The sequence below is a fragment of the Amycolatopsis bullii genome, from assembly GCF_014654205.1.
Classification (GTDB): domain Bacteria; phylum Actinomycetota; class Actinomycetes; order Mycobacteriales; family Pseudonocardiaceae; genus Amycolatopsis; species Amycolatopsis plumensis.
Window position 1 is genome coordinate 33,884 of the sequence record NZ_BNAW01000020.1, and the last position, 23,449, is coordinate 57,332.

Annotated in this window: 21 protein-coding genes; 9 read left to right on the top strand and 12 right to left on the bottom strand. The window is 71.9% G+C overall.

All coding sequences use genetic code 11. The features are described from left to right. Positions 1-23 precede the first annotated feature (23 nt). The 3 genes from polA to IE317_RS22345 all read left to right on the top strand — a co-directional run bounded on the left by polA (position 24) and on the right by IE317_RS22345 (position 5,099). Positions 24-2,765: a DNA polymerase I gene (polA, locus tag IE317_RS22335; protein ID WP_191313074.1), complete on the top strand. Its 2,742-nt coding sequence runs from the start codon at positions 24-26 to the stop codon at positions 2,763-2,765. Between the two features lie 102 nt (positions 2,766-2,867). After that, positions 2,868-3,395 carry an EF-hand domain-containing protein gene (locus IE317_RS22340; RefSeq protein ID WP_229902851.1) on the top strand — a complete coding sequence of 176 codons (528 nt, stop codon included), beginning with the start codon at positions 2,868-2,870 and terminating at the stop codon, positions 3,393-3,395. A gap of 102 nt (positions 3,396-3,497) precedes the next feature. Continuing rightward, positions 3,498-5,099: a S1 family peptidase gene (locus tag IE317_RS22345; RefSeq protein ID WP_191313076.1), complete on the top strand. Its 1,602-nt coding sequence runs from the start codon at positions 3,498-3,500 to the stop codon at positions 5,097-5,099. A 229-nt stretch (positions 5,100-5,328) separates the two neighbouring features. Here the strand turns inward: IE317_RS22345 and IE317_RS22350 are convergent, their stop codons facing one another. Beyond that, positions 5,329-6,255, bottom strand: coding sequence for an NADP-dependent oxidoreductase (locus tag IE317_RS22350; RefSeq protein WP_191313078.1), 927 nt, complete (start codon positions 6,253-6,255; stop codon positions 5,329-5,331). Positions 6,256-6,341: 86 nt separating this feature from the next. Between IE317_RS22350 and IE317_RS22355 the strand changes: the two genes are divergently transcribed. Next, a complete protein-coding gene (locus tag IE317_RS22355; protein ID WP_191313080.1) occupies positions 6,342-7,049 on the top strand; it encodes an AraC family transcriptional regulator in 708 nt (235 codons plus the stop codon). On the opposite strand, the gene IE317_RS22360 is transcribed toward IE317_RS22355, so the two are convergent. The 6 genes from IE317_RS22360 to IE317_RS22385 form a co-directional block, all read right to left on the bottom strand. Further along, positions 7,046-7,618, bottom strand: a complete 573-nt coding sequence (locus IE317_RS22360; protein WP_191313082.1) for a TetR/AcrR family transcriptional regulator — start codon at positions 7,616-7,618, stop codon at positions 7,046-7,048. The two genes, IE317_RS22355 and IE317_RS22360, sit on opposite strands and share 4 nt — an antisense overlap. Then, on the bottom strand, positions 7,615-9,513 hold the full coding sequence (locus IE317_RS22365) for a YhgE/Pip family protein (RefSeq protein ID WP_191313084.1): 1,899 nt from the start codon (positions 9,511-9,513) through the stop codon (positions 7,615-7,617). The genes IE317_RS22360 and IE317_RS22365 overlap by 4 nt, the downstream gene beginning before the upstream one ends. Further along, the gene (locus IE317_RS22370; protein ID WP_191313086.1) at positions 9,510-10,205 is read right to left on the bottom strand and encodes an ABC transporter ATP-binding protein; all 696 of its coding nucleotides are present in this window, start codon (positions 10,203-10,205) and stop codon (positions 9,510-9,512) included. The genes IE317_RS22365 and IE317_RS22370 overlap by 4 nt, the downstream gene beginning before the upstream one ends. Positions 10,206-10,312: 107 nt before the next feature. Continuing rightward, positions 10,313-11,233 (bottom strand): GNAT family N-acetyltransferase, encoded by a 921-nt coding sequence (locus tag IE317_RS22375; protein WP_191313088.1) that lies wholly within the window; start codon positions 11,231-11,233, stop codon positions 10,313-10,315. A 19-nt stretch (positions 11,234-11,252) separates the two neighbouring features. Then, positions 11,253-12,167: a GNAT family N-acetyltransferase gene (locus tag IE317_RS22380; protein WP_191313090.1), complete on the bottom strand. Its 915-nt coding sequence runs from the start codon at positions 12,165-12,167 to the stop codon at positions 11,253-11,255. Beyond that, positions 12,164-13,015, bottom strand: coding sequence for a class I SAM-dependent methyltransferase (locus tag IE317_RS22385; RefSeq protein ID WP_191313092.1), 852 nt, complete (start codon positions 13,013-13,015; stop codon positions 12,164-12,166). The genes IE317_RS22380 and IE317_RS22385 overlap by 4 nt, the downstream gene beginning before the upstream one ends. A gap of 319 nt (positions 13,016-13,334) precedes the next feature. Here IE317_RS22385 and rpsA point away from each other — a divergent pair, with 319 nt between their 5' ends. After that, positions 13,335-14,834 carry a 30S ribosomal protein S1 gene (rpsA, locus tag IE317_RS22390; protein WP_003098851.1) on the top strand — a complete coding sequence of 500 codons (1,500 nt, stop codon included), beginning with the start codon at positions 13,335-13,337 and terminating at the stop codon, positions 14,832-14,834. Positions 14,835-14,998: 164 nt separating this feature from the next. Here rpsA and IE317_RS22395 read toward each other — a convergent pair whose 3' ends face one another. Next, complete coding sequence (locus IE317_RS22395; protein ID WP_191313282.1) at positions 14,999-15,610, bottom strand: TetR/AcrR family transcriptional regulator; 612 nt, start codon at positions 15,608-15,610, stop codon at positions 14,999-15,001. Positions 15,611-15,774: 164 nt separating this feature from the next. On the opposite strand from IE317_RS22395, the gene IE317_RS22400 reads away from it, so the two are divergent. Then, positions 15,775-16,221: an OsmC family protein gene (locus IE317_RS22400; RefSeq protein WP_191313094.1), complete on the top strand. Its 447-nt coding sequence runs from the start codon at positions 15,775-15,777 to the stop codon at positions 16,219-16,221. Positions 16,222-16,284: 63 nt separating this feature from the next. On the opposite strand, the gene IE317_RS22405 is transcribed toward IE317_RS22400, so the two are convergent. Beyond that, the gene (locus tag IE317_RS22405) at positions 16,285-16,533 is read right to left on the bottom strand and encodes a hypothetical protein (RefSeq protein ID WP_191313096.1); all 249 of its coding nucleotides are present in this window, start codon (positions 16,531-16,533) and stop codon (positions 16,285-16,287) included. Positions 16,534-16,653: 120 nt separating this feature from the next. After that, the gene (locus IE317_RS22410) at positions 16,654-16,896 is read right to left on the bottom strand and encodes a hypothetical protein (RefSeq protein WP_229902852.1); all 243 of its coding nucleotides are present in this window, start codon (positions 16,894-16,896) and stop codon (positions 16,654-16,656) included. Between the two features lie 154 nt (positions 16,897-17,050). On the opposite strand from IE317_RS22410, the gene coaE reads away from it, so the two are divergent. Continuing rightward, complete coding sequence (coaE, locus tag IE317_RS22415; RefSeq protein ID WP_191313114.1) at positions 17,051-18,235, top strand: dephospho-CoA kinase; 1,185 nt, start codon at positions 17,051-17,053, stop codon at positions 18,233-18,235. A gap of 12 nt (positions 18,236-18,247) precedes the next feature. Here coaE and IE317_RS22420 read toward each other — a convergent pair whose 3' ends face one another. Then, positions 18,248-18,781, bottom strand: a complete 534-nt coding sequence (locus IE317_RS22420) for a DUF402 domain-containing protein (RefSeq protein WP_191313116.1) — start codon at positions 18,779-18,781, stop codon at positions 18,248-18,250. 105 nt (positions 18,782-18,886) lie between these two features. Between IE317_RS22420 and IE317_RS22425 the strand changes: the two genes are divergently transcribed. Beyond that, entirely contained in the window at positions 18,887-20,323 is a 1,437-nt protein-coding gene (locus IE317_RS22425; protein WP_191313118.1) for a DUF5685 family protein, read from the top strand. A 159-nt stretch (positions 20,324-20,482) separates the two neighbouring features. Next, positions 20,483-22,639, top strand: a complete 2,157-nt coding sequence (uvrB, locus tag IE317_RS22430; protein WP_229902853.1) for an excinuclease ABC subunit UvrB — start codon at positions 20,483-20,485, stop codon at positions 22,637-22,639. Between the two features lie 387 nt (positions 22,640-23,026). Here the strand turns inward: uvrB and IE317_RS22435 are convergent, their stop codons facing one another. Next, on the bottom strand, positions 23,027-23,416 hold the full coding sequence (locus IE317_RS22435) for a VOC family protein (protein ID WP_191313120.1): 390 nt from the start codon (positions 23,414-23,416) through the stop codon (positions 23,027-23,029). Positions 23,417-23,449 lie beyond the last annotated feature (33 nt).

Genomic DNA, 23,449 nt, shown 5'->3' on the forward strand with positions numbered 1-23,449 from the left:
ACCCTCAGCCTAGACTCGGCTTCGTGAGCCCGAGTGAGAAGACGACCGTTGCCAACGCCACAGGATCCACCAGCCTCGCCGACCGGCCGAAGCTGCTGCTGATCGACGGCCATTCGATGGCCTACCGCGCGTTCTTCGCCCTGCCCGCGGAGAACTTCAAGACGAAGACCGGCCAGGTCACGAACGCGGTCTTCGGCTTCACCTCGATGCTCATCAACCTCCTGCGCGACGAAGCGCCGACCCACCTCGCGGTGGCGTTCGACCTCTCGCGCAAGACGTTCCGCTCGGAGACCTACGCCGACTACAAGGCGAACCGCAGCACCACGCCGGACGAGTTCCGCGGCCAGGTGGACCTGGTCAAGGACGTCCTCCGGGTGCTCGGCATCCCGTCGCTGGTCAAGGAGAACTTCGAAGCCGACGACATCATCGCCACGCTCACCTCGCAGGCGACGGCGGACGGCTTCGACGTGCTCATCTGTACCGGCGACCGCGACGCGCTGCAGCTGGTCACCGACCAGGTCACCGTGCTGTACCCGAAGCGCGGCGTCTCGGAGATGACCCGGTTCACCCCGGACGCCGTCGAGGAGAAGTACGGGCTCACCCCGCAGCAGTACCCGGACTTCGCCGCGCTGCGCGGCGACCCGTCGGACAACCTGCCGAGCATCCCGGGCGTCGGCGAGAAGACCGCGGCCAAGTGGATCAAGCAGTTCGGCTCGCTCGCCGACCTGATCGACCGGGTGGACGAGGTCAAGGGCAAGGTCGGCGACGCGCTGCGGGCGCACCTGTCCTCCGTCCAGCTCAACCGGCAGCTCACCGAGCTGATCCGCGACGTCGAGCTGGAGGTCGCGCCGTCCGGGCTGGAGCTGCGCCCGTGGGATCGCGAAGCGGTCCACGCGCTCTTCGACGAGCTGGAGTTCCGCGTGCTGCGCGATCGGCTCTTCGCAACGCTGCAGAGCGCCGAGCCGGAGGCCGACGAGGGCTTCGAGGTTTCCGGGTCCGCGCTCGCGCCCGGTGCGCTGGGCGCGTGGCTGACCGAGCACGCGGGCACGGGCGAGCCGGTGGCCCTGTCCTTCCGCGCGGTGGGCACGTCCGTCCGGTCCGACCTGCGCGCGGTCGCCTTCGCCACGGCCGACGGCGAAGGGGCGTATGTCGACGTCACGGCGATGGACCAGGCCGACGACGCGGCCCTCGCCGCCTGGCTCGCCGACAGCGGCATCCGCAAGGTCGGCCACGACCTCAAGGTCCCGCTGCACGCGATCCGCGCCCGCGGCTGGGCCCTCGCCGGGCTCGCCATGGACACCGCGCTCGCCGCCTACCTGGTGCGGCCCGGGCAGCGCACGTTCGAGCTCGACGACCTCGCGCTGCGCTACCTGCACCGCGAGCTGCGTTCGGAGACCGACGGCGGCGACGGGCAGCTGTCCCTGCTCGACGGCGGCGCCGAAGGCCTGGAGCAGAAGGAGATCCAGGACGAGCTGGTCAAGGCCCGCGCGATCTTCGAGCTGGCCGGCGCGCTCGAGAAGGAGCTCGAGCAGATCGGCGGCGCGAAGCTGCTCGCCGAGCTGGAGCTGCCGCTGCTGGAAGTGATCACCGAGGTGGAGATCGCCGGCGTCGCCGTCGACCTCGAGCAGCTGACTTCGCTGGAGGCGCACTACCTCTCGCGGGTCACGCAGGCCGCTGAAGAGGCGTACGCGGTGATCGGCAAGCAGATCAACCTCGGGTCGCCGAAGCAGCTGCAAGTCGTGCTGTTCGACGAGCTCGGCATGCCGAAGACCAAGCGCACCAAGACCGGCTACACCACCGACGCCGAGGCGCTGCAGGGCCTGTTCGAGAAGACCGAGCACCCGTTCCTGCAGCACATGCTGGAGCACCGGGACGCGACGAAGCTGCGCACCACGGTCGAAGGCCTGATCAAGGCCGTCGCCGACGACGGGCGCATCCACACCACGCTGCTGCAGACGATCGCGGCCACCGGGCGGCTGTCCTCGACCGAGCCGAACCTGCAGAACATCCCGGTCCGCACCGAAGAGGGCCGCCGCATCCGCGACGCCTTCGTCGTCGGCGATGGCTTCACCGAGCTCATGACCGCGGACTACAGCCAGATCGAAATGCGGATCATGGCGCACCTCTCGAAGGACGAGGGCCTGATCGAGGCGTTCAACTCCGGCGAGGACCTGCACACGTTCGTCGCGTCGCGGGCGTTCTCGATGCCGCCGGAGGAGATCACGCCAGAGCTGCGCTACCGCGTCAAGGCGATGTCGTACGGCCTCGCGTACGGGCTGTCGGCGTACGGACTTTCGCAGCAGCTGCGGATTTCCACCGAAGAAGCCAAGGAGCAGATGGAGGCGTACTTCGCCCGCTTCGGCGGCATCAGCGACTACCTCCACTCGGTGGTCGGCGAAGCGGCGAAGTGCGGGTACACGGAGACGATCTTCGGTCGCCGCCGCTACCTGCCGGACCTCAACAGCGACAACCGCCAGCGCCGCGAGATGGCCGAGCGGATGGCGCTCAACGCCCCGATCCAGGGCAGCGCGGCCGACATCATCAAGGTCGCGATGCTCAACGTCCACCGCGCGCTGGTCGAGGCGAAGCTCAAGAGCCGGATCCTGCTGCAGGTCCACGACGAACTGGTGCTGGAAGTCGCGGAGGGGGAGAAGGAGCAGCTGGAGAAGCTGGTGCGCGAGGGCATGGGCTCGGCGTACGCGCTGGCGGTGCCGCTCGAGGTCTCGGTCGGCTACGGCCGGTCGTGGAACGAAGCCGCCCACTAGCTTTCGGTCACTCGGCGTCACGGCTCGGATCACCGGGTCGTGACGCGGATGTACTCGGGCGGACGTCGTCGGGCGTCCGGTGCGGCGACGATGCTGGGCGCCATGGCCAGTGACTTCCAGCGGCGCAAGATCTTCGGCGTCTTCGGCGCCATGGACGCCGACGGCGACGGGTTCCTGACGGAGGCCGACTTCCGCGCGCTCACCGCCCGGTGGCTCGAGCTGCGCGGCACCGACGCGGGCACGCCCGACGGGCAGCGGCTCGCCGCGGTCATGATGGGCTGGTGGAGCACGCTCGACACGGCCGCGGGCGGTGGCGGCCGGGTCGGTCTCGACCAGGTGCTCCAGGTCGTCGACGCCTTGCCGGCGATGCCGGACGCGGTCACCGGCACGGCCGAGGCGATGTTCGAGGCCGTCGACGAAAACGGCGACGGCGTCATCTCCGCCGCCGAGTACGACCGGCTCATCGCGGCCTGGAACGGGGTCGGCACGCCGTCCGGCGAAATCTTCGCCCTCCTCGACTCCGACGGCGACGGCGGGCTGTCCCGCGACGAGTTCGCCGGGCACTGGTTCGAGTTCTGGGCCGGCGACGACCCGGCCGCGCCCGGCAGCCGCGTGTTCGGACCAGTGTGATCCGACGTTGCGTCGAACGGATGACTCCGTTCGGGTGAGCCATTACCCCTGGGTAGGGAGGTCGGCGGCGGCGCGCGGCGATCACGGCGTAGGGTCCGCCGAATGGGGTTCGAGCGTGAGCGACGACGCTGGCGGGTCCGGTTGCACGACGAACTCGGCCGGGTGTGCGGTGCGGGCACGGTACTGGACGAGTACCACGTGCTCACGAGCGCGCACGTCGTCGAGACCGCGGGTGGGCCACGAGCCGCGCTGAGCGTCGACTTCGTCGGCCTGGCCGAAGCCTTGCCCGGCGCCGCGACCGTCGTCGAAGGCTGCTGGGTGCCCTCCGACGGCGGCGGCCACGGCGATCTCGCCCTGCTTCGCCTGGAGCGTCCCGAATCCCGCGTGTTCCGCGCCCCGCTGCACCGCATGCCCCTCGGTGAGCACCAGCTCGTCCGCGCGTTCGGGTTCCCGCCGGGCTCGGTCGGCCGCTGGACGCACGCCCGGCTCGGCGGCCCGGAGCAGACCGGCGGCGAGTGGGTCCGCCTCTTCCGCACGGCCGAAGCCGAACCGCTCGGCCCCGGTTTCGGCGGCACGGCGGTGATCGACGAGGCGACCGGCCACGTCGTCGGCATGGTCGTCGGCAAGGACACCGGCACGTGGATGGTGCCGGTGGAGACCATGCTCGGGCACCTGCCCCAGCTGAGCATCTGGACGTCCGGCAGCCCGGCCGTCGACGCCAGCTTCTCGCGTCCGGTCGGCGAGGCCGTCGACGTCTCCTTCGTGCAGCGCGTCGCCGACTGGTTCGCGAAGGCCGAGCCGGGGACGGTCTGGGTCGTCGACACCGGCGAGGCCGGCTCGCCCGTCGCCGCGGCCTTGCGGTTCGGGATCGTGCTCGCCGACCGGGAACGTTCCCTCGGCGTGCCCGGCCTGCCGCCGTCGTTCGGCCAGATGCCACCGGCGGGCAGCGTGGACCTCGCGGTCGACGCGACCGGCCGCACGGCGGACGCGGTCCGCCACCGCATCGCCGACCGGCTCACGACCGGCGTCGCGGGCCGCACCCTGGTCGTCGACGCGATCGACGACTCGGCGGAACCCGACCGGCTCGTCGGCGAGGTGCTCGCCCCGCTCGCCGGCCGCGCGGCCGAGCTGGGTCTCCGCCTGCTGCTCGGTTTCCGCGAGGAGACCTCGCCGGGCGTGGCGGCGGTGCGGGCGAGCACGGGCCAGGCCCGCCCGGCCCCGGACGACCTCGCGGGTCGCCTGGAGGTGCTCACCCAGGCGGTGGCGGAGCTGGCGGAGATCGAGGCGTACCAGCTGCGCGTGGCAACGCGCTTCACGGGTGTCGCGATGCTGCCGGCTCGGGCACAGCGGCTGAAGGGCGCGCTGAAGCAGCTGCGGTCGGCCGAGGTGGACGGCGACGCCGAGTGGGTCGAGCGCCACATCGACAGCCACGAGCACGCGGTGGCCCCGGCGGTCGAGGACGGCCGCCGCCAGCGCGCGGTCCTCGACGGCCTGGTCGCCCGCCGCGAGGAGCTGCGCACCCGCTTGGCGGGCGACCTCGAGCTGGCCCGCGAGCACGGCCTGGTCGGCGACCCGGAGATCGAGCAGGCGTACATCCCGGCGAAGCGGCTGCTGATCGACGGCCCCTGCGAGCTGACCGCGGCAGCGACGGCGGTGGACACGTATGCGGCGGCGGTCCGGGCGAGGATCGAGGACCGCGGCTGAGCGGGCTTCGCGTACCTGGACCGTCGGTTCGCGTGCTTGGTGGGTCGGCTTGCGTACCTGGGCGGTCAGGTTGCTGCGCCGGAATTGTCGGTGGTCGCCGGTAGCGTAGGAAACGGGGGGCGCCCCCGCGCGCGGGGCGAAGGCTGCGTCCGAGCGGCTTTCCGGCGCCCGGAATTGTCGGTGCCGGCTGATAGCGTGGAAACCGGGGGCGCCCCCGCGGGCCGGTGGGTCAGACGGTCAGCACCACCTTCCCCCGCAGGTGGCCGCGCTCGATCAGCCGGTGTGCGTCGGCGATGCGCTCGAACGGGAACGTCTCCTGCACGCTCACCCGCAGCCGGCCCTGCTCGACCAGATCGGCCAGCCCGCGCAGCGCCACCGGATCCGGTTCGACCGCGATGCCGCTGAACCGCCGCCCGGCCGCCTCGAACTTCGCGATGAGCGCCTGGTCCTCCTCCGCCACCGCCGTCACGAAATGACCCCCGGTCCGCAGCACCTCGAGCGAACGCGAAGCAACCTCCCCGCCGAGCGTGTCCAGCACCAGATCGACGTCGCGCACCACCTCCGCGAAGTCGGCCACCGTGTAGTCGACGACTTCATCGGCGCCCAAGCCCGCCACGAATTCGCGCTTGCCGCCGGCCGCCGTGGTGATCACGTGCGCGCCGAGAGCCTTCGCGAGCTGGATCGCGACGTGCCCGACTCCGCCGCCGCCACCGTGGACCAGGACCCGGTCGCCCTCGCGCACGCCGCCGACGTCCACCAGACCCTGCCAAGCCGTCAGCCCCGCCACCGGCAACGCCGCCGCCTCGACGTGGGACAGCGACGCCGGTTTGCGCGCCAGGTGCAGTCCCGGCGCCGCCACGAATTCGGCGTACGCGCTCGCCGCGCGCGGGAACAGCGGCATCCCGAACACCTCGTCGCCGGGACGGAACCGCCACGTCAAGGACTCCTCGACCACGCCGCTGATGTCCCAGCCGAGGACGAACGGCGGCGGCCCGAGCAACGGGAACTCGCCCGCGCGCAGGCGCGGCTCCAGAGGGTTGAGCCCGATCGCCTCGACCCGGACCAGGACCTCGGTCGGCAGCGGGCGGGGCTCGGGCGCGGCCACGACGGTGAGGACCTCCGGGCCCCCGAACTCGTGCTGGGTGATCATTCGCATGCCGCCACGATGGCCGCCGCGCCCTCCGGCGCACCACCGTTGTCCCGCCGGGAAATTCCGGAAACCCGCCACGTACGGTGAGAGGCATGTGCGAGCCACTGGCCCACGGCGACGACGTCCCCGCGCACGCCCACGACTTCGGTCAGCTCCGGTACGCCGCCTCGGGGGCCCTGGTCACCACGACGCGGGCCGGCACCTGGGTGGCGCCGGCGAACCGGATCACCTGGGTGCCGCCGTTCCACGTGCACAGCAGCCGCGCGCACGGCGCCACCGTCGTCCGGCTCGTCGGCGTCCCGGCGGCCGAATCCGGGCGCCTGCCGGCCGTGCCCTCGGTGTTCGTGGCCAGTCCGCTGCTGCGCGAGGCCTACCTGGCGACGGCCGCCGAGCCGGACGGCAGTCCCCGGGCCCGGCTGCTGCTCGAGGTCGTCCTCTCCGAACTCGCCCGGGCGCCCCGGGAACCGCTGCGCCTCCCGGAGCCCAGCGACGCGCGCCTCAAAGCCGTCACCGACCTGCTGCACGCCGATCCGGCGTGCCCGGCGACCCTGGCGCGGCTCGGGCGCCGGACCGGCACGAGCGAACGGACCCTCAGCCGCCTGTTCGGCCGCGAGCTGTCGATGAGCTTTCCCCAGTGGCGCACGCTGCTGCGGGTGCAGCGGGCCCTGCTCGAACTCGGCGACGGCACCTCGGTCACCGACACGGCGACGCGGCTGGGCTGGGCCAACCCGGGCAGCTTCATCGACGCCTTCACCGGCCTCGTCGGCCAGACCCCGGGCCGCTACCGCGCCACCGGCTAACGGCGACCCAGGCCGCGGATCAGCACCATCACCGCGTCCCGCACCTCCGCCCGCGTCCGCTGCGGCCCGAACACCTGCCAGTCCAGCGCGACCACCAGCATCGTGCCGAACAACCCGGCCGCCGCCGTCGGGATCTGCACCCCTTCCGGCAGCCGCCCTTCCGACTCCAACCTCGACAGCTGTTGCTTCACGATCGAGATGATCTCCTCGCGCAGCAGCGACAGCGTCCCGTGCCACTGGCCCGGCGTCCGCCACAGCTCGCTCACCAGGATCTGCGAGAACCCCGGGTACTGGGCGATGAACTCCAGCGTCGTGTCGACCTGCGCCTCGATCACGTCCAGCGGATCCGCGTCGGAAACCGCGTCGCGCAGCCGGACGGCGAGGATGTCCACGCCGTAGCGCAGCAGCGCGTCGACCAAGCCGTCCTTCGAGCCGAAGTTGTAGTACACCGTGCCCTTCGCGACGCCGGCCGCCGCCGCGATGTCGTCGACCGTCAGGCCCACCAGGCCCCGGCTCTTCGAGAGCTCCAGAGTCGCCTCGAAGAGCTTCTGCTTCGTCGCGCCGCTCACAGGCTCAGCTCGGGCTTGAGCGCGGACACCGTCCAAACGCGACGCTTGCGGGCGGCCAGCGTGGACACCAGGATCCCGCCCACGAGGTAGGCCAGCAGCACGCCGATGTCACCGAGCAGCCGTCCCGTCGAGGCGCCGCTGTAGAACAGGTGGCGGAAGCCGTCGATCGCGTAGCCCATCGGCAGGACCACGTGCAGCGGGTAGAGCGCGTCCGGGATCGTCTGCCAGGGGAACGTGCCGCCCGCGCTCACCAGCTGCAGCACCAGCAGCACCAGGCCGAGGAACTTGCCCACCGCGCCGAAGAAGGCGTTGAGCGCGTGCACCACCGACGTGAACGTCAGCGACACCAGCACGGCGAACCCGATCGCCTCCAGCGGGTGGGCGATGTGGATGCCGACCAGCCACGTCACCGCGCCGAACAGCACGACCACCTGCGCGATGCCCAGCAGCGCCGAGGACAGCCAGCCGCCGACGGCGACCCGGAACGGGGCCGCGCCCGCGGTCAGCGCGCGCGTCGAGAGCGGGCGCAGGATCAGGAACAGCACGAACGCGCCGATCCAGGTGGCCAGCGAGATGAAGAACGGCGCGAGGCCGGCGCCGTAGGTCCCCGCCGACGCCTCGCCGTTGGCGTTCACCGCCACGGGGTCCGCGATCGTGCTGGCCGTCGCGTTGCGGGTCGGGTCGTCCGGGTTCGGGATCTGCTGCAGCCCGGCCGCGAGCCCGTCGCGCAGCTTCACCGCGCCGTCCGCGAGCTGGTTCGTGCCGTTGACCGCGGTCTTCTCGCCGTCGCTCAGCTGCGACGCCCCGTCCTTCAGCTGGTTCGCGCCGTCCGACGCCTGTGCGATGCCGCTCGCCAGCTGTGGCGACGCCGCGGCGAGCTTGGCCGCGCCGTCGGACACCTGCCGGGCGCCGTCGGCCAGCTTCGCGAGGTCGCCGTTGGCCTGCTGGATCTTGCTGTTCGCCTGGTCGACGGGGGAGCGCAGCTGGTCGGCGCGCGCCAGGATCTGCTGGACCTGCGCGTCCGGCACGCCGGCGCTGCGCAGGTCGGTCTGCAGCTGGCTGCGGTAGGAGTCGAGCTTGCCCTGGATGTCGGACGACGCCGTGGCGGCGATCGAAGCCGCGTCGGCGACCTTCTGGTCACCGGCGGCGACCTGCGAAGCGCCGTTGGCGAGCTGCTGGGTCTGCGAGGGCAGGGACGCGGTGGCGCTCTTGAGCGTGCCGAGGCCGGTCGCCAGGGTCGACGAGCCGTCCGCGAGCTTCGCCGCGCCGTCGGCCAGCTGCTGCTGGCCCGACTTGAGCTGGGTGGCGCCGTCGGCGAGCTGCGACGCGCCGTTCGACGCCTCCTGGATCTTGGCGTAGATCGTGGAGAACCCGACCAGGAACCGGTCCGCGGCCTCGCTGCCGACCTTCTCCGCGATCGTCTTGCGGACCTGCTCGGCGACCTGCTTGGCGATCGTGCCGGACAGGTAGTTGTTGGCGTCGTTGGTGGTCAGCGTGATCGTCGCCTGCTGCGGCTGGAAGTTGCCGACCGAAAGCAGCGCCGCGGAGAACCCGCTCGGGATGCCGATGGCGAACGAGTACTTGTCGTCGCGGACGCCGTCGCGAGCCTCCTGCTCGGACACCTCGTGCCACTGGAAGGTGCCCGACTTGACCAGCTCGTCGGTCACCTCGCGGCCGACGTTGCGCTGCTGGCCGCTCGAGTCCTTCGCGCCGGCATCGCTGGTGAAGACCGCGGCGGGCAGCTTGTCGAGCCGGCCGTAGGGGTCGTAGTTCGCGTAGAGGTAGAAGGACGCGTAGAGCAGCGGCACCAGCACGAGCGCGACCAGCGCCAGCTTCGGCAGGGTGCCGGTGGAGAGGCGGCGCAGCTCGTTGCGCGCGATCCGGAAGGCGTTCATTCGGGGACTCCGTCAGTGCTCTCGGTGAGCTCTTCGGTCGGTTCGGGGGTGGTGGGGGACGCGCAGTGCTGCGGCGCGGGCTGCTCGGCCGCGCCGACGAGCGCGGGCGTGAAGGGCAGGGCGGACAGCGGGGTCGTCGCGGCCAGCACGACCACGGCGAGGCCGCGTTCGGCCTGTTCCCGGGCCAGCCCGGCCCAGCTGCCGACGTCGCTGGTGTGCCGGTCGGGCGTGTCGAGCACGAGCACGCGCACGCCCTTGCGCTCGGCGGCCAGCTCGGTGAGCAGCCGCGTGCGCAGGGCGGGCGCGAGGGTTTCGAAGCGGGTGCCGGCGAACGGCGCGGCGCCGTGGTCGGCGAGCCAGCGGGCGACGTCCTCCTTGCCCGCCGGGCGGTGCGCCAGCGCCAGCTCCTCGCCGGCGACCACGCGCAGCGGCAGCGCGTCGTCGGGCTCGCTGACCCCCGGGGCGTCGACGACCGCGACGAGCTCGGTCAAGGGCGCGTCGACACCCTCGGCGTGCACCGTGCCGGTGGTCGGCTTGAGCCGGCCGGCCAGCGCGAGGCCGAACGCCGTGACGCCGACGCCGGGTTCGCCGTGCACGATCGCCAGGTCGCCGTCGCCGATGGTCAGGGACGTGGGCGGCAACAAGGTGCCGTGGTGCCCTTCGAGGGACACCCGATCGGCTCGGACGTGCACGGTTTCTCCCGCTTCGCGAACTTTTGAACTGACCGGTCAGTTCAAAAGCTAGTCCCGGCGGGAGTGCGCGGCAAGATCACCGGACGCACGTCACACTTGTGGGTGGCTCACCGCAGCGCCGTCGCCGGCCGCACCTCCCACGTCGTCCACAGTGGACGATAGCCCTGCCGGTGCCAGAACACCGAAGAGAGCGGATTGGTCGGGTTGTAGTACAGGTACGTGCGGGTGGCCCCGCCACGGCGCAGCTCCCGGTGCACGTGCGCCATCAGTGCCCGGCCGAACCCGCCGCCGCGTTCGCCCGGCTGCGTGACCACGTTGTTCACGTACCCCCAGCGTCCGAGCGGGAGCAATTCGGCCGCCTCGCTTCCCGGTGTCGCGTCCACCCACGCGCAGTGCGCGAGCGCGCGGGTTTCGCCCTCCTCTTCGGCCAGCCAGACGAGCGGCTCGTCCTCGGCCAGGGCCTTCCGCAGGGACGGTCCCAGCAGCGCGGCGGTGTTGGCGCGGCGCGGCGCGGCGACGAGCCCGGTGTAGTCGAACGTCGCCTCGGCCAGCTCCAGCGCGGTGTCGTAGTCGTCCGGCCGGGCACGCCGGACCGCGACCTCCGGCAGGGCCTCAGGCGGGGGAGCGGTGCGCACGCCGACCGCCGACAGCGGCACGAGACCGTGGTCGAGGAAGGCGCGGATCGCCTCGGCGTCGCGGCTGGGCCAGACGACCACGCACGCCGAGTCGTCGCCGATCGCTTCCGAAGACAGCCGGCCCTTCAGCGCGCGCAGCAGGAGATCCGCGCCTTCGGTGCCGGTGTCGCCGAAGTAGGGGAAGAGCTGCCAGGTGTCGGCGGCCGACCACAGCATCGGGACGTCGCCGGGGGCGAGCCGGTGCCGCTGCAGCACCCCGGTGACCTGCGTGCCGTCCGCCGTCGCCGCGTCGAGGCGTTCGCCGGCGGCCGGTGGTGCGGCGGGCGGCAGCAGCGCGTCGACGGCGGCGAAGCGCGCCCGGTGCGCCGCCAGCAGCGGCTCGGCGATGTCCATGGTTCCTCCGATCGTGCGGTCAGGACCAGGCGGGACGCCGGAGCCACATGGTCCACAGTGGACGATAGCCCTGCCGGTGCCAGAACACCGGCGAAAGCGGGTTCGCCGGGTGGTAGAACAGGAACGTCCCGCGCACGTCGTGGCCGAGCAGCTCGCGGTGCGCCACCGCCATCAGCGCCCGGCCGACCCCGCCGCCGCGGGCCGCGGGGGCGACCGACAGCGTGTCGACGTACCCCCAGCGGCCCGGGAGCAGCCGTCCGTGGACGGAGTTGCCCGGCGAGGCCGAGGCCAGCGCGCAGGAGGCCAGGCCGGCCGGCACGCCACCGTCCTCCGCGAGCCAGACCAGCCCGCTGAAGCGCAGCGCGCGGACGACTTCGGCGCGCAGCAGCTCCCGCGCGCCCGGCCGTGGCACCGCGGTGCCGACCAGCGAGGTGTAGCGCCACTCGGCCAGCCGCAGCTCGGTCAGCGCGTCGACGTCGCCCTCCCCGGCCCGGCGGACGGTCACCGGCGCCGGCCCGGGGCCCGCGGGCGGATCCGGGGCGCGCACGGCCAGGCACGTCATCGGCGCGAACCCGTGCGCCAGGAGCACCGCCGAGGCCTCGGCGTCGCGGCTCGGCCAGGTCACCGAGCAGCCCGAGTCCGGGCCGGCCGGCGTCCCGCGCAGCCGGTCGCGCCACGCGCCGAGCAGCGCGGCGAGGCCCGCGGCCCCGCTGTCGCCCGGCACCGCGGTCAGGTCACGGAGGTCCGAGGGCCCCCAGAGCGCGGGCCAGGACCCCGGCGCGTGCACGACCTGCGTCAGCAGGCCGCCCGCCTTGCGGCCGCCGACCGTCACGACCAGCGGCTCGTTCGACGGCGACGGCGGGGCCGCGATCGGCGGGAGGAGCGGGTCGAGCGCGGCGAACCGCGCGTTCTGCTGCTCTTCGAGGGTGCTCACGAGCGGTGCGTGCGGAAGATCGCGGTGCCCGGGAAGAGCTTGCCGCGCAGCGGGCTCCACTGGCCCCACACCCGCGTGTGCCCGGCCGGCCACTCGGGCTCGACCAGGTCGGTGAGGGTGAACCCGGCCGCGGCCAGCGCACGCACGTAGTCGCCGAGGGTGTGGTGGTACTCGACGTAGGTGGCGGTGCCCTCGTCGTCGACCTCGACGTAGGGCGTGCGGTCGAAGTACGGCTGGGTGACGGTGAGCCCCTGCGGGCCCGGGTCGTCGGGGAAGATCCACCGCATCGGGTGGGTCACCGAGAACACCCACGGCGCGCCCGGCCGCAGCACCCGGTGGACCTCGGCGAAGACCGTGTCCACCGAGGCGACGAACGGGATCGCGCCGAAGGCCGAGCAGGCCGCGTCGAAGCTGCCGGACGCCAGCGGCAGGTGCTCGGCGTTCGCCTGGATGAGGGGGACGGCCAGGCCGGTGCGCGCGTTGCCGTCGCGGGCGTGGCGCAGCATGCCGGCGGACAGGTCGGTCGCCACGGCGTGGGCGCCCTCGGCGGCCAGCCAGCGGGCGCAGGCGGCCTGCCCGCAGCCGACCTCCAGCACGCGCTTGCCCCGGACGTCGCCGAGCAGCCGCGCGTCGGCCTCCCGGACGCCCTCCGGGCACCAGACGAAGTCGGCGTCGCCGAGGAACCCGCCGTGCTCGGCCTGGTAGTCGTCGGCGTCGGCGTCCCACCAGGCGAGGTTGGCCGCGGCCGCTTCCGCGCCGCCGACCTCGCGGTAGGCGACCGCCGCGGTGCCCAGCCGGTGCTCGGCGGCGTCGTGGCGCCCCGGCGCGGGCGCCTGCTCCGGTGGCATGATGGGGGTCTCCGGTCCCGGTGGCCGCGAGCGGCTCCACCTGCGTCCTCGTGCGTGCGGTTTGCTTCCGCGAGGACCTTAGCGAGCCAGGGGGACCCTGATTGTGCCGCCTAGCGGCTGCCGCGTAGGATAAGTGTTAGCGCAGTGGGTTCGCGCTGCCTTCCGCTCAGCTTCTGGTTGGGACTCGGGTCGCGCACCGTATGCGGGGTCATGCCGCGGTCGTTCACTGGTGGACGTTTGCTTGCAGGGTCGTCGCATGCCGCCCATCGCGCCGACAACTGCCAACCCTCGATTCCCATCCACCGGAGCAACCCGCCTAATGACCACCGACACCGCCACCGCCCCGACCGCCCCCACCGGGCCCCAGCAGGTCGCCATCAACGACATCGGGTCGGAGGAAGACTTCCTCGCGGCGATCGACAAGACGATCAAGTACTTCAACGATGGCGACATCGTCGAAGGCACCATCGTCAAGGTCGACCGCGACGAGGTCCTGCTCGACATCGGCTACAAGACCGAGGGTGTCATCCCCTCGCGTGAGCTCTCCATCAAGCACGATGTCGACCCGGCTGAGGTTGTCACCGTCGGCGATGAGGTCGAAGCCCTGGTCCTCCAGAAGGAGGACAAGGAAGGCCGTCTGATCCTGTCCAAGAAGCGTGCGCAATACGAGCGCGCCTGGGGCACGATCGAGGAGCTCAAGGAGAAGGACGAGCCCGTCAAGGGCACCGTCATCGAGGTCGTCAAGGGCGGCCTCATCCTCGACATCGGCCTGCGCGGCTTCCTCCCCGCGTCCCTGGTCGAGATGCGCCGCGTGCGCGACCTGCAGCCGTACGTCGGCCGCGAGCTCGAGGCGAAGATCATCGAGCTGGACAAGAACCGCAACAACGTGGTCCTGTCCCGCCGCGCCTACCTGGAGCAGACCCAGTCCGAGGTGCGCAGCGAGTTCCTCAACGCGCTCGCCAAGGGCCAGGTCCGCAAGGGCGTCGTGTCGTCCATCGTCAACTTCGGTGCCTTCGTGGACCTGGGTGGCGTCGACGGCCTCGTGCACGTCTCCGAGCTGTCCTGGAAGCACATCGACCACCCGTCCGAGGTCGTCGAGGTCGGCCAGGAGGTCACGGTCGAGGTTCTGGACGTCGACATGGACCGCGAGCGCGTCTCGCTGTCGCTGAAGGCGACCCAGGAAGACCCGTGGCGCCAGTTCGCCCGCACCCACGCGATCGGCCAGATCGTGCCGGGCAAGGTCACCAAGCTGGTTCCGTTCGGTGCGTTCGTGCGCGTCGAAGAGGGCATCGAGGGCCTGGTCCACATCTCCGAGCTGGCCGAGCGCCACGTGGAGATCCCGGAGCAGGTCGTCCAGGTCAACGGCGACGTCATGGTCAAGGTCATCGACATCGACCTCGAGCGCCGTCGCATCTCGCTGTCGCTGAAGCAGGCGAACGAGGGTGTCACGCCGGACACCGAGTTCGACCCGACCCAGTACGGCATGGCCGCCGAGTACGACGCCGAGGGCAACTACATCTACCCCGAAGGCTTCGACCCGGACACCCAGGAGTGGCAGGAAGGCTTCGACAAGCAGCGTGAGGAGTGGGAGCGCCAGTACGCCGAGGCGCACACTCGTTACGAGGCCCACATGAAGCAGGTCCAGAAGGCTGTCGAGGCCGACGCCGAAGCGGCGGCGGACGCGGCGACCGGCATCGAGGGTGGCGCGGAAAGCTACACTTCGGGCTCGGCCCCGGCCGACTCCAAGAGCAGCGGTGGCACCCTCGCCTCCGACGAGCAGCTCGCGGCGCTCCGCGAGAAGCTCTCCGGCGGTGCGTGAGCACTAGCTCGCTGAGCTGAACGAGAGCCCCCGGTCCACTGAGGACCGGGGGCTCTTCGCGTTCCCTCGCCCTGCCCGGCCCAACGCAGTGAATGACTCATTCCTGGCGTCAGGCGCAAGGAATGAGTCATTCACTGCGCTGCCGGGGCGCCGGTTGAGGCGAGTCAGTTGCGCAGGCCGAGGCCGGTCATCATCGCGGTGACGCCCTGGCGGTACATCTGTTCGTTGGCTTCGTCGGTCGGCGGGATGAACCAGTCCGGCAGCGGCCGCCGCGAGGCCATCAGCAGTTCCGCGCCGACCAGGCCGTGGATGGTCGTCCACAGCTGGTAGGCCGCCGACCGGGCATCCGCTCCCGGCGGGCAGACCCGTTGGACCCGCGCGATGAACAGGGTGAACGTCGTCCGCAGCACCGCCGACCGCAACGCCGGGTCCGGATCGAACCCGGGCACCGGGCGCTCGAACATCAGCGCGTAGCGGGTCGGGCTTTCGCGGGCGAAGCGCCGGTACTCCAGCGCCAGGTGCAGCAGGTCCGCAACGCCGTCCTGGCTCGAGGGCGGCAGGCCTTCCAGCAGCTCCCGCAGCGAGTCGAACGTGCGCTCGTACAAGGCGTCGAGCAGGCCCGCGCGGCCGCCGAAGCGGGCGTAGACCGACAGCGTCGACGCGCCGGCCGCCTCGGCCACCCCGCGGACGGTCAGTCCCGGGACCCCGCGGTCCACCAGCACCGACAACGCCGCGTCGAGGTAGCGCTCACGGCCACCCTGGTCGGCCGGACGCATCGGCAAGTGCCTGGTAGCCACGGCGCACCCCCTTCGCGGCAGCCGGGCGCAGGCGGCGTCCGGGTGACCCACTCGCAGCAGAAGATACGATATCCGCCGCGTCTTGGGAATGCGCCGGATGTCCGGATCGGCCGCCTCCCGCTACCCGAGAGGATTTCCGGCGGATGGATCAACCCGCGCCCGGCACGGTCGTCGTCACGGCGAGCGGCGACGGCACCTACACGCAGCAGGTCGTCACAGCGACCCACACGCTGCTCGTCGACGAACCGGTTGCGGTGGGCGGTGCCGACGCCGGCCCGAACCCGTACGAACTGCTGCTCGCGTCGCTGGGTTCGTGCACGGCCATCACGCTGCGGATGTACGCCGACCGGAAGGGCATCCCGCTGGCCCGGGTGACCGTCCGGCTGCGGCACGACCGCGTCCACGCCGAAGACTGCGCGCGGTGCGAAACCGAGCGCGGCCTGCTCAGCCGGATCAGCCGCGAGATCCAACTCGAAGGCGACCTCGACGACGAGCAGCGCGCCAAGCTCATGCTGATCGCCGACAAGTGCCCGGTGCACCGCACGCTGTCGTCGGAGATCGTGATCGAGACGCGCGAAACCGGACGCTGATCCGCTTCTTGGGGGTCCGGGTGGCGAAGCCCCCAGCCCTCGGTTGGCACAGTCGAAGGCCGGTCAGGCGGCGCGCACGGTCACCGCGGCCGGCCGGGCCGGGCTGACCGACGGCACCCAGATGCGCTCGAGCGCCGCGGCGCGCGCCTTGCGGCGGAGGCCGGCGAAGCTGTGCTTGGCCGGGACCAGCAGCGTGCTCAGCCAGGTCCGCCGGTAGCCGGCCAGCGCCTCGGCCACCGAGGGGTGGACCGTGCAGGGCACCAGCCCCGGCGTGCCGAACCGGTGCCTCCCGGCGTGCTTGCTGTCCGCCATCGTTCCTCCGCGTGGGCGACGCTGTCGCGCGCACCGTACGCACTGGCGCGGGGCCAGGTGGGTAAGCAACACGGCGTGTCCGGATATCGGTTGAGTCACGCGTCACGATCGACTTGCGGATCACCGGTTTTTGAGGCATGGCAACGTGGTGAACGGGATCCACGTGCTGTGCACGACGTACAGCCGCTGGGTCGGCGTGTACCGGCTCGTCACCTGCACCTTGCGGATCCCGGACAGGCAGTGCCCCGGCGCCGCGGCCACGCTCGCCGCGGCCGCGCGTGGCGCCGCCGCCGCTTCGGGCACGGCCACGGCGAGCCCGCCCGCGCAGAGGACGGCCGCGACCGGCCTTCTGATCTTCGTCATCCTCACGAGCCCCCTCGATGACGCCACCCTTGTCGGGTAAATCGGCCAGACCGGCGCTGTGTTACGACAATTTCCCACTTGTCACACAATCGGCGCGGATCTGACCGAACGTGTCCCGCGGAGGGACGGCCGCCGCGTGACTAGGGTGATCGGCATGTTGCGTGTGGGGTTGACGGGTGGGATCGGGGCCGGGAAGTCGACCGTGGCGAACCGGCTCGCCGAACACGGCGCGGTGCTGGTGGACTCCGACCGGATCGCCCGTGAAGTGGTCGAGCCGGGGACCGAGGGGCTCGCCCGGCTGGTCGCGGAGTTCGGTGACGGCATCCTGGCCGGGGACGGCTCGCTCGACCGGCCCGCGCTCGCGGCGAAGGCGTTCGCCGACGACGAGTCGCGGCACCGGCTGAACGCGATCGTGCACCCGCTGGTCGGCGCGCGGACCGGGGAGCTGATGGCGGCCGCGAAGCCGGACGCGATCATCGTCCACGACATCCCGCTGCTGGTCGAAAACGGCCTCGCGACGGCCTATCACCTGGTCGTGGTCGTCGACGCGCCGGTCGAGGTGCGGGTGCGGCGGCTGGTGTCGGCCCGCGGGATGGCCGAGGAGGACGCACGCGCGCGGATCCGGGCGCAGGCGAGCACCGAGCAGCGCCGCGCCGTCGCGGACGTCTGGCTGGACAACGGCGGCGCCGAAGACACCGTGCTCGCCGAGGTCGACGCGCTGTGGGCGGACCGGCTGGTGCCGTTCGAGGCCAACGTCCGGCTGCGCCGGCCGCGGCCGCCGATGTCGCCGAAGATAGCCGAGTACGACCTCACCTGGCCGGCCCAGGCCGAGCGGGTCCTGGCCCGGGTCCGCACCGTGGCGGGGGCGCTGGCCCGCCGCGCCGACCACATCGGGTCGACGGCCGTGCCCGGCCTGCCCGCCAAGGACATCCTCGACCTGCAGCTCACGGTGTCCACGTTGAATGACGCGGACCGGCTGGGCGGGCTGCTGGCCGACGCCGGCTTCCCGCGGCTGGACGGCGACTGGGCCGACGACGCCCAGGACGGTATCGGAACGTGGCCCAAGCGCCTGCACGTCGGCGCCGACCCGAAGCGGGCGGTGAACCTGCACGTCCGCTCGGAGGAGACGCCGGCGTGGCGGCTCGCCCTGCTCTTCCGCGACTTCCTGCGGGCGAACCCGGACGAGCGCGACGACTACCGCGACGTCAAGCTGCGGCTGGCCGAGGCGCACGCCGCCGACGGCTCGGTCGCCGCCTACGCCGACGAGAAGCAGGAGTGGGTCAACGGCGTGTTCGCCCGCGCGGAGAAGTGGGCGGCGGCCACCGGCTGGACGCCCTAGCCGCCCGCCGCGTCACGCATCGGCCTTCCAGGGCTGGCGGCGCCAGGTCAGCGCGATGTCCTTCGTGGACAGCCAGCCGGCGAGGTCGTAGCCGTGCGCGGCCAGCCCTTCCACGGCGGCGTAGGTCGTCTTCAGCGCGTACTCGGCCTCTCCGGCGGTGACCAGGCCGGCTTCGAGGGCCTCCAGCAGCTCGTCGGTGTCGATCACCTCGACCGAGAGCTTGTCGATGAGCACCAGGTCGATGTAGAGGTCGGTGGCGACCCAGCGCGGGCCGTCGCGGTGAACGCGGACGACGTCGAGGTAGAAGTCCTGGTCGCGTTCGTGGCCGGGGGAGAACCAGAAGTCCGTGAAGCGCAGGCCCAGCCCGGGCACCAGCCACGACTCGAGGTAGTGGAACTGGGCGCGGCCCGGGGTCGGGCGGGCGAGGTACAGGCCGAACGGTTCCTCGCGGTACTCCTCCACCTCCCGCAGGATGCCCTTGGGGTCGATGTTCACGCGCGCGGCGGGGTCGAAGACCTCGACCTTCGGGGGGTGCAGTGCGGCCATGCGGGTCATCCTGCCGGGCCCGTCACGAAACGCGTACTCCTGCCCCGGGCGTCACGCGTTCGGGCTAAGGTGCGCCGAGCTTCGGAAACGAGGGGGGAACTGGGGATGTTCGGGATCATCCGGCCGTGCCGGCACCGGTTGGCCGAAGACCTGCACGCGGACTGGCTGGCCCACCTGTGCGGTCTGTGCCTCACGCTGCGCGACGAACACGGCCAGCTCGCGCGGGTGGTCACCAACTACGACGGGCTGATCATCTCGGTGCTGGCCGAAGCACAGACACCGCGCGCGGACGGCCGGCGCGAAGCGGGTCCGTGCCCCCTGCGGGGCATGCGGACGGCGTCGGTGGCCCACGGCGAGGGCGCCCGGCTGGCGGCGGCGGTGTCCCTGGTCCTGGCGGCGGCCAAGGTCGGCGACCACGTCGAGGACGGCGACGGCGCGTTCGGCAAGCGCCCGGTGGCGGCGGCCGCACGCCGGGTCGCGACGCGCTGGAACGCGCAGGGCCGCCGCACCGGCGGTCAGGTGGGGTTCGACACGACGGTGCTGACGGAAGCGGTCGAGGGCCAGGGAGCACTGGAGTCCTCGATCCGCCTCGGCGACTCACCGCTCCTGGCGACGGAACCGGCGGAGAGAGCCACGGCGGCGGCGTTCGCGCGGACGGCGGAGCTGGCGGGCAGGCCGGCCAACGCGGCGCCACTGGCCGAGGCGGGCCGGTTGTTCGGCCGGGTGGCGCATTTGCTGGACGCGGTCGAGGACTACGCGTCGGACGCGGCGGCGGGGGCGTGGAATGCGTTGCTGGCGACGGGGACGGGCCCGGAGGAGGCCCGGCGGCTGTGCGATGACGCGGTGCTGGGGGTGGAGCTGGCGCTGCGCGAGGCGGAGTTCGCCCGCCCGGCCCTGGTGCACGCGTTGCTGGTCCACGAGCTGCGCCAGGCGGTCCGGCGCGCCTTCGGCCACGGCTCGTCCCACGAGCACGGCCCGGACGGGCCCGGCTCGGGGGCGACCGGAAGCTCCCCTTCCGCGGATGGCACGTCACTCGAGTGCAGCTCGTGGCCGGGCGGCCCGGCCGGGCAGCAGCCGCCGCCCGGGTGGATCGGGCGCGGGCCGGCGCCCCAGCAGCACCCGCACCAGGTCCCGCCCGGCTGGAACGGCTCTCCGCAGCCGCACGGGTTCCCGCCTCCGGGGCCGGTCCCGCCGCCGGGTGCGCCCGGTGGCCGTGGCCCGGGCGGCCCAGGTGGGCCCGGTGGTCCGGGTGGCCCAGGCGGTCCAGGTGGACCCGGCGGTCCGAAGGACCCCGAACACGGCAAGCCCGGCCCCTACGACGGCAAGGGCGGCGGCCTCTGGTACCCGAAATTCGCGGTCCCGCCGAAGAAGCGCAACGCGTTTCTTGGCTGCGCCCTGATCCCCTACATGTGCTGCACCTGCCAGTTCTGCTGCCGTGATCCCTATCCTGGCCCCTTCAGCGGAAAACCCCACGTTGCCTGGGGATGCGACTGCGACTGCAGCTGTTGCGAGTGTTGCAGCTGTTGCGATTGCGGCTGCTGAGGAGCATTGTGACGGACCCGATGCCCGGCCCCCACGACCGCGGCCGCAAGAACTTCGTCAGGCTCGCCGGCGGCGGCGATGTCACCTCCATCACGCTGTTCCGCCCCCGCTGACCAGGGCGGACGGAAATTGTCGGTGGGTCGGCCTACTCTGGTCCACGTGGCTTTCGCAACCGAACACCCCGTGCTCGCCCAGTCCGACTTCCGGCCCGTCTCGGAGATCCCGCGGACCGGCGGCCGGTTCGAGGTGGTCAGTGACTACCAGCCCGCCGGCGACCAGCCGGCGGCCATCGACGAGCTCGAACGCCGGATCAAGGCGGGCGAGAAGGACGTCGTGCTCCTCGGTGCCACCGGCACCGGCAAGTCGGCCACCACCGCGTGGCTGATCGAGCGCGTCCAGCGGCCGACGCTGGTGATGGCGCCCAACAAGACCCTGGCCGCGCAGCTGGCGAACGAGCTGCGCGAGCTGTTCCCGCACAACGCGGTCGAGTACTTCGTCAGCTACTACGACTACTACCAGCCCGAGGCGTACATCGCGCAGACGGACACCTACATCGAGAAGGACTCGTCGATCAACGACGACGTCGAGCGGCTGCGGCACTCGGCGACGATGAACCTGCTGTCGCGGCGGGACGTCATCGTGGTCGCCAGTGTCTCCTGCATCTACGGCCTGGGCACACCGCAGTCGTACCTGGACCGGTCCTCGAAGCTCGCGGTCGGCATGCAACTCGACCGGGACGTCTTCCTGCGGGCGCTGGTCGACGTGCAGTACACCCGCAACGACATCGCCTTCGCCCGCGGCACGTTCCGCGCCCGCGGCGACACGGTCGAGATCATCCCGGCGTACGAGGAGCTCGCGATCCGCGTCGAGTTCTTCGGCGACGAGGTCGAGAAGCTGTACTACCTGCACCCGCTGACCGGGGACATCGTCAAGGAGGTCGACGAGGTCCGCATCTTCCCGGCGACGCACTACGTCGCCGGCCCGGAGCGGATGGAAAAGGCGATCCAGGGCATCGAGAAGGAGCTCGAGGAGCGGCTCGCCGAGCTGGAGCGGCAGGGCAAGCTCCTGGAGGCCCAGCGGCTGCGGATGCGCACGTCCTACGACATCGAAATGATGCGCCAGGTCGGCTTCTGCTCCGGCATCGAGAACTACTCGCGCCACATCGACGGCCGCGGCCCCGGCTCGGCCCCGGCCACGCTGATCGACTACTTCCCGGACGACTTCCTGCTGGTGATCGACGAGTCGCATCAGACGGTTCCGCAGATCGGCGGCATGTACGAAGGCGACATGTCCCGCAAGCGGAACCTGGTCGAGTACGGCTTCCGGCTGCCGAGCGCGGTCGACAACCGGCCGCTGACCTGGGAGGAGTTCTCCGACCGGATCGGCCAGACGGTGTACCTCTCGGCGACGCCGGGGCCGTACGAGATGGGCCAGGCGGGCGGCGAGTTCGTCGAGCAGGTGATCCGGCCGACCGGCCTGGTCGACCCGAAGGTCGTGGTGAAGCCGACCGAGGGCCAGATCGACGACCTGGTCCACGAGATCCGCGAGCGCGCGGACAAGGACGAACGCGTCCTGGTCACCACGCTGACGAAGAAGATGGCCGAGGACCTGACCGACTACCTGCTGGAGCTGGGCATCAGGGTGCGCTACCTGCACTCGGAGGTCGACACGCTGCGCCGGGTCGAGCTGCTGCGGCAGCTGCGGGCGGGCGACTTCGACGTGCTGGTCGGCATCAACCTGCTGCGCGAGGGTCTCGACCTGCCGGAGGTGTCGCTGGTGGCGATCCTCGACGCGGACAAGGAGGGCTTCCTCCGGAGCGGGACGTCGCTGATCCAGACGATCGGCCGCGCGGCGCGAAACGTCTCCGGCGAGGTCCACATGTACGCGGACAAGATCACCGACTCGATGCGGCACGCGATCGAGGAGACGGACCGCCGCCGCGAAAAGCAGGTGGCGTACAACAAGGAGCGCGGCGTCGACCCGCAGCCGCTGCGGAAGAAGATCGCGGACATCCTCGACCGGGTGTACAGCGAAGCCGAGGACACCGAGCAGGTCTCGGTCGGCGGCTCGGGCCGCAACTCCTCGCGCGGCAAGAAGCCCGAGCAGGGCGACCGGGTCCGGAGCTCGGGAATGCTGGTCGACAAGGACGTTTCGGCGATGCCGCGTGCCCAGCTGGCCGACCTGATCCAGCAGATGACAGACCAGATGATGCAGGCGGCGCGGGATCTCCAGTTCGAGCTGGCGGCCCGGTTGCGTGACGAGATCTCGGACCTGAAGAAGGAGCTGAGGGGAATGGACGCAGCAGGGATCAAGTAGCGGTCAGGCCGGGCCGGGGGCCGGGCGGTGCGGACCGGGGAGGGGAAGCTCCCGGGGACCGCGGCAAGGGGTTGCCGGAACCGGAGGCTCCCGGCGGCCAAGGGCGGGCCGGGGGCCGGGCGGGGCGCCCCGGGGAGGGGAGGGTTCCCGGCGGACCGGAGCGGCGGCAATGGCCGCGCACACCGAGCAAGCGAGAACCGGCAGCCAGATCCCGCCCTGCATCCCGATCCGCAGCCCCAACACGGCCGGTGGCACCGGGTCAAGGCACGCTTTCCCGCCTTGACGCGGTGCCACCGGCCGTAGTCACAATGGGCGATCGGGATGAAGGGAAACTCCCCACCGGCGGATCACCAGCACCCCGTGAGCGATGGGCGGTTCACCTGAGGATCACTCCGGCGCAGGAGCGTTCTCATCCGCCTGCAGCATCCCGAACACATTCCCCTCCGTGTCCTTGCAAAAAGCCAGCCACCCCACCCCCGGCACCGGACTCTTCGGCAGCGCCAGCGTCCCCCCAGCCCGGTTGACATCACCCAGCGCCTCATCCAGGTCCGCCACGTCGATCGTGTTCACGAATCCGTGGATCGGCGCCGACGCCTCCGGTGCCGGGCCTTGGCGAGGCAACAGCCCGCCGTCGATTCCGGCTCCCTCGCCGGTCGTGATCATCCAGTAGGGCACTTCGCCCCAGCGCTCGAACTTCCAGCCGAACACCGCCGTGTAGAACGCCACCGCGCGTTCGGGGTCGCCCGCGTGGATCTCGAAGTGGACGGGACGAGGCATGCATGCCTCCTCAGGCCGGGCCGTCAGGTGTGG

Coding starts and splice junctions, on each gene's coding strand:
- IE317_RS22340 (WP_229902851.1), top strand. CDS start 2,868: ATGGCCAGTGACTTCCAGCGGCGCAAGATCTTCGGCGTCTTCGGCGCC.
- IE317_RS22345 (WP_191313076.1), top strand. CDS start 3,498: ATGGGGTTCGAGCGTGAGCGACGACGCTGGCGGGTCCGGTTGCACGAC.
- IE317_RS22350 (WP_191313078.1), bottom strand. CDS start 6,255: ATGCGAATGATCACCCAGCACGAGTTCGGGGGCCCGGAGGTCCTCACC.
- IE317_RS22355 (WP_191313080.1), top strand. CDS start 6,342: ATGTGCGAGCCACTGGCCCACGGCGACGACGTCCCCGCGCACGCCCAC.
- IE317_RS22365 (WP_191313084.1), bottom strand. CDS start 9,513: ATGAACGCCTTCCGGATCGCGCGCAACGAGCTGCGCCGCCTCTCCACC.
- IE317_RS22375 (WP_191313088.1), bottom strand. CDS start 11,233: ATGGACATCGCCGAGCCGCTGCTGGCGGCGCACCGGGCGCGCTTCGCC.
- IE317_RS22385 (WP_191313092.1), bottom strand. CDS start 13,015: ATGCCACCGGAGCAGGCGCCCGCGCCGGGGCGCCACGACGCCGCCGAG.
- rpsA (WP_003098851.1), top strand. CDS start 13,335: ATGACCACCGACACCGCCACCGCCCCGACCGCCCCCACCGGGCCCCAG.
- IE317_RS22395 (WP_191313282.1), bottom strand. CDS start 15,610: ATGCGTCCGGCCGACCAGGGTGGCCGTGAGCGCTACCTCGACGCGGCG.
- IE317_RS22400 (WP_191313094.1), top strand. CDS start 15,775: ATGGATCAACCCGCGCCCGGCACGGTCGTCGTCACGGCGAGCGGCGAC.
- IE317_RS22405 (WP_191313096.1), bottom strand. CDS start 16,533: ATGGCGGACAGCAAGCACGCCGGGAGGCACCGGTTCGGCACGCCGGGG.
- IE317_RS22410 (WP_229902852.1), bottom strand. CDS start 16,896: ATGACGAAGATCAGAAGGCCGGTCGCGGCCGTCCTCTGCGCGGGCGGG.
- coaE (WP_191313114.1), top strand. CDS start 17,051: ATGTTGCGTGTGGGGTTGACGGGTGGGATCGGGGCCGGGAAGTCGACC.
- IE317_RS22420 (WP_191313116.1), bottom strand. CDS start 18,781: ATGGCCGCACTGCACCCCCCGAAGGTCGAGGTCTTCGACCCCGCCGCG.
- IE317_RS22425 (WP_191313118.1), top strand. CDS start 18,887: ATGTTCGGGATCATCCGGCCGTGCCGGCACCGGTTGGCCGAAGACCTG.
- IE317_RS22435 (WP_191313120.1), bottom strand. CDS start 23,416: ATGCCTCGTCCCGTCCACTTCGAGATCCACGCGGGCGACCCCGAACGC.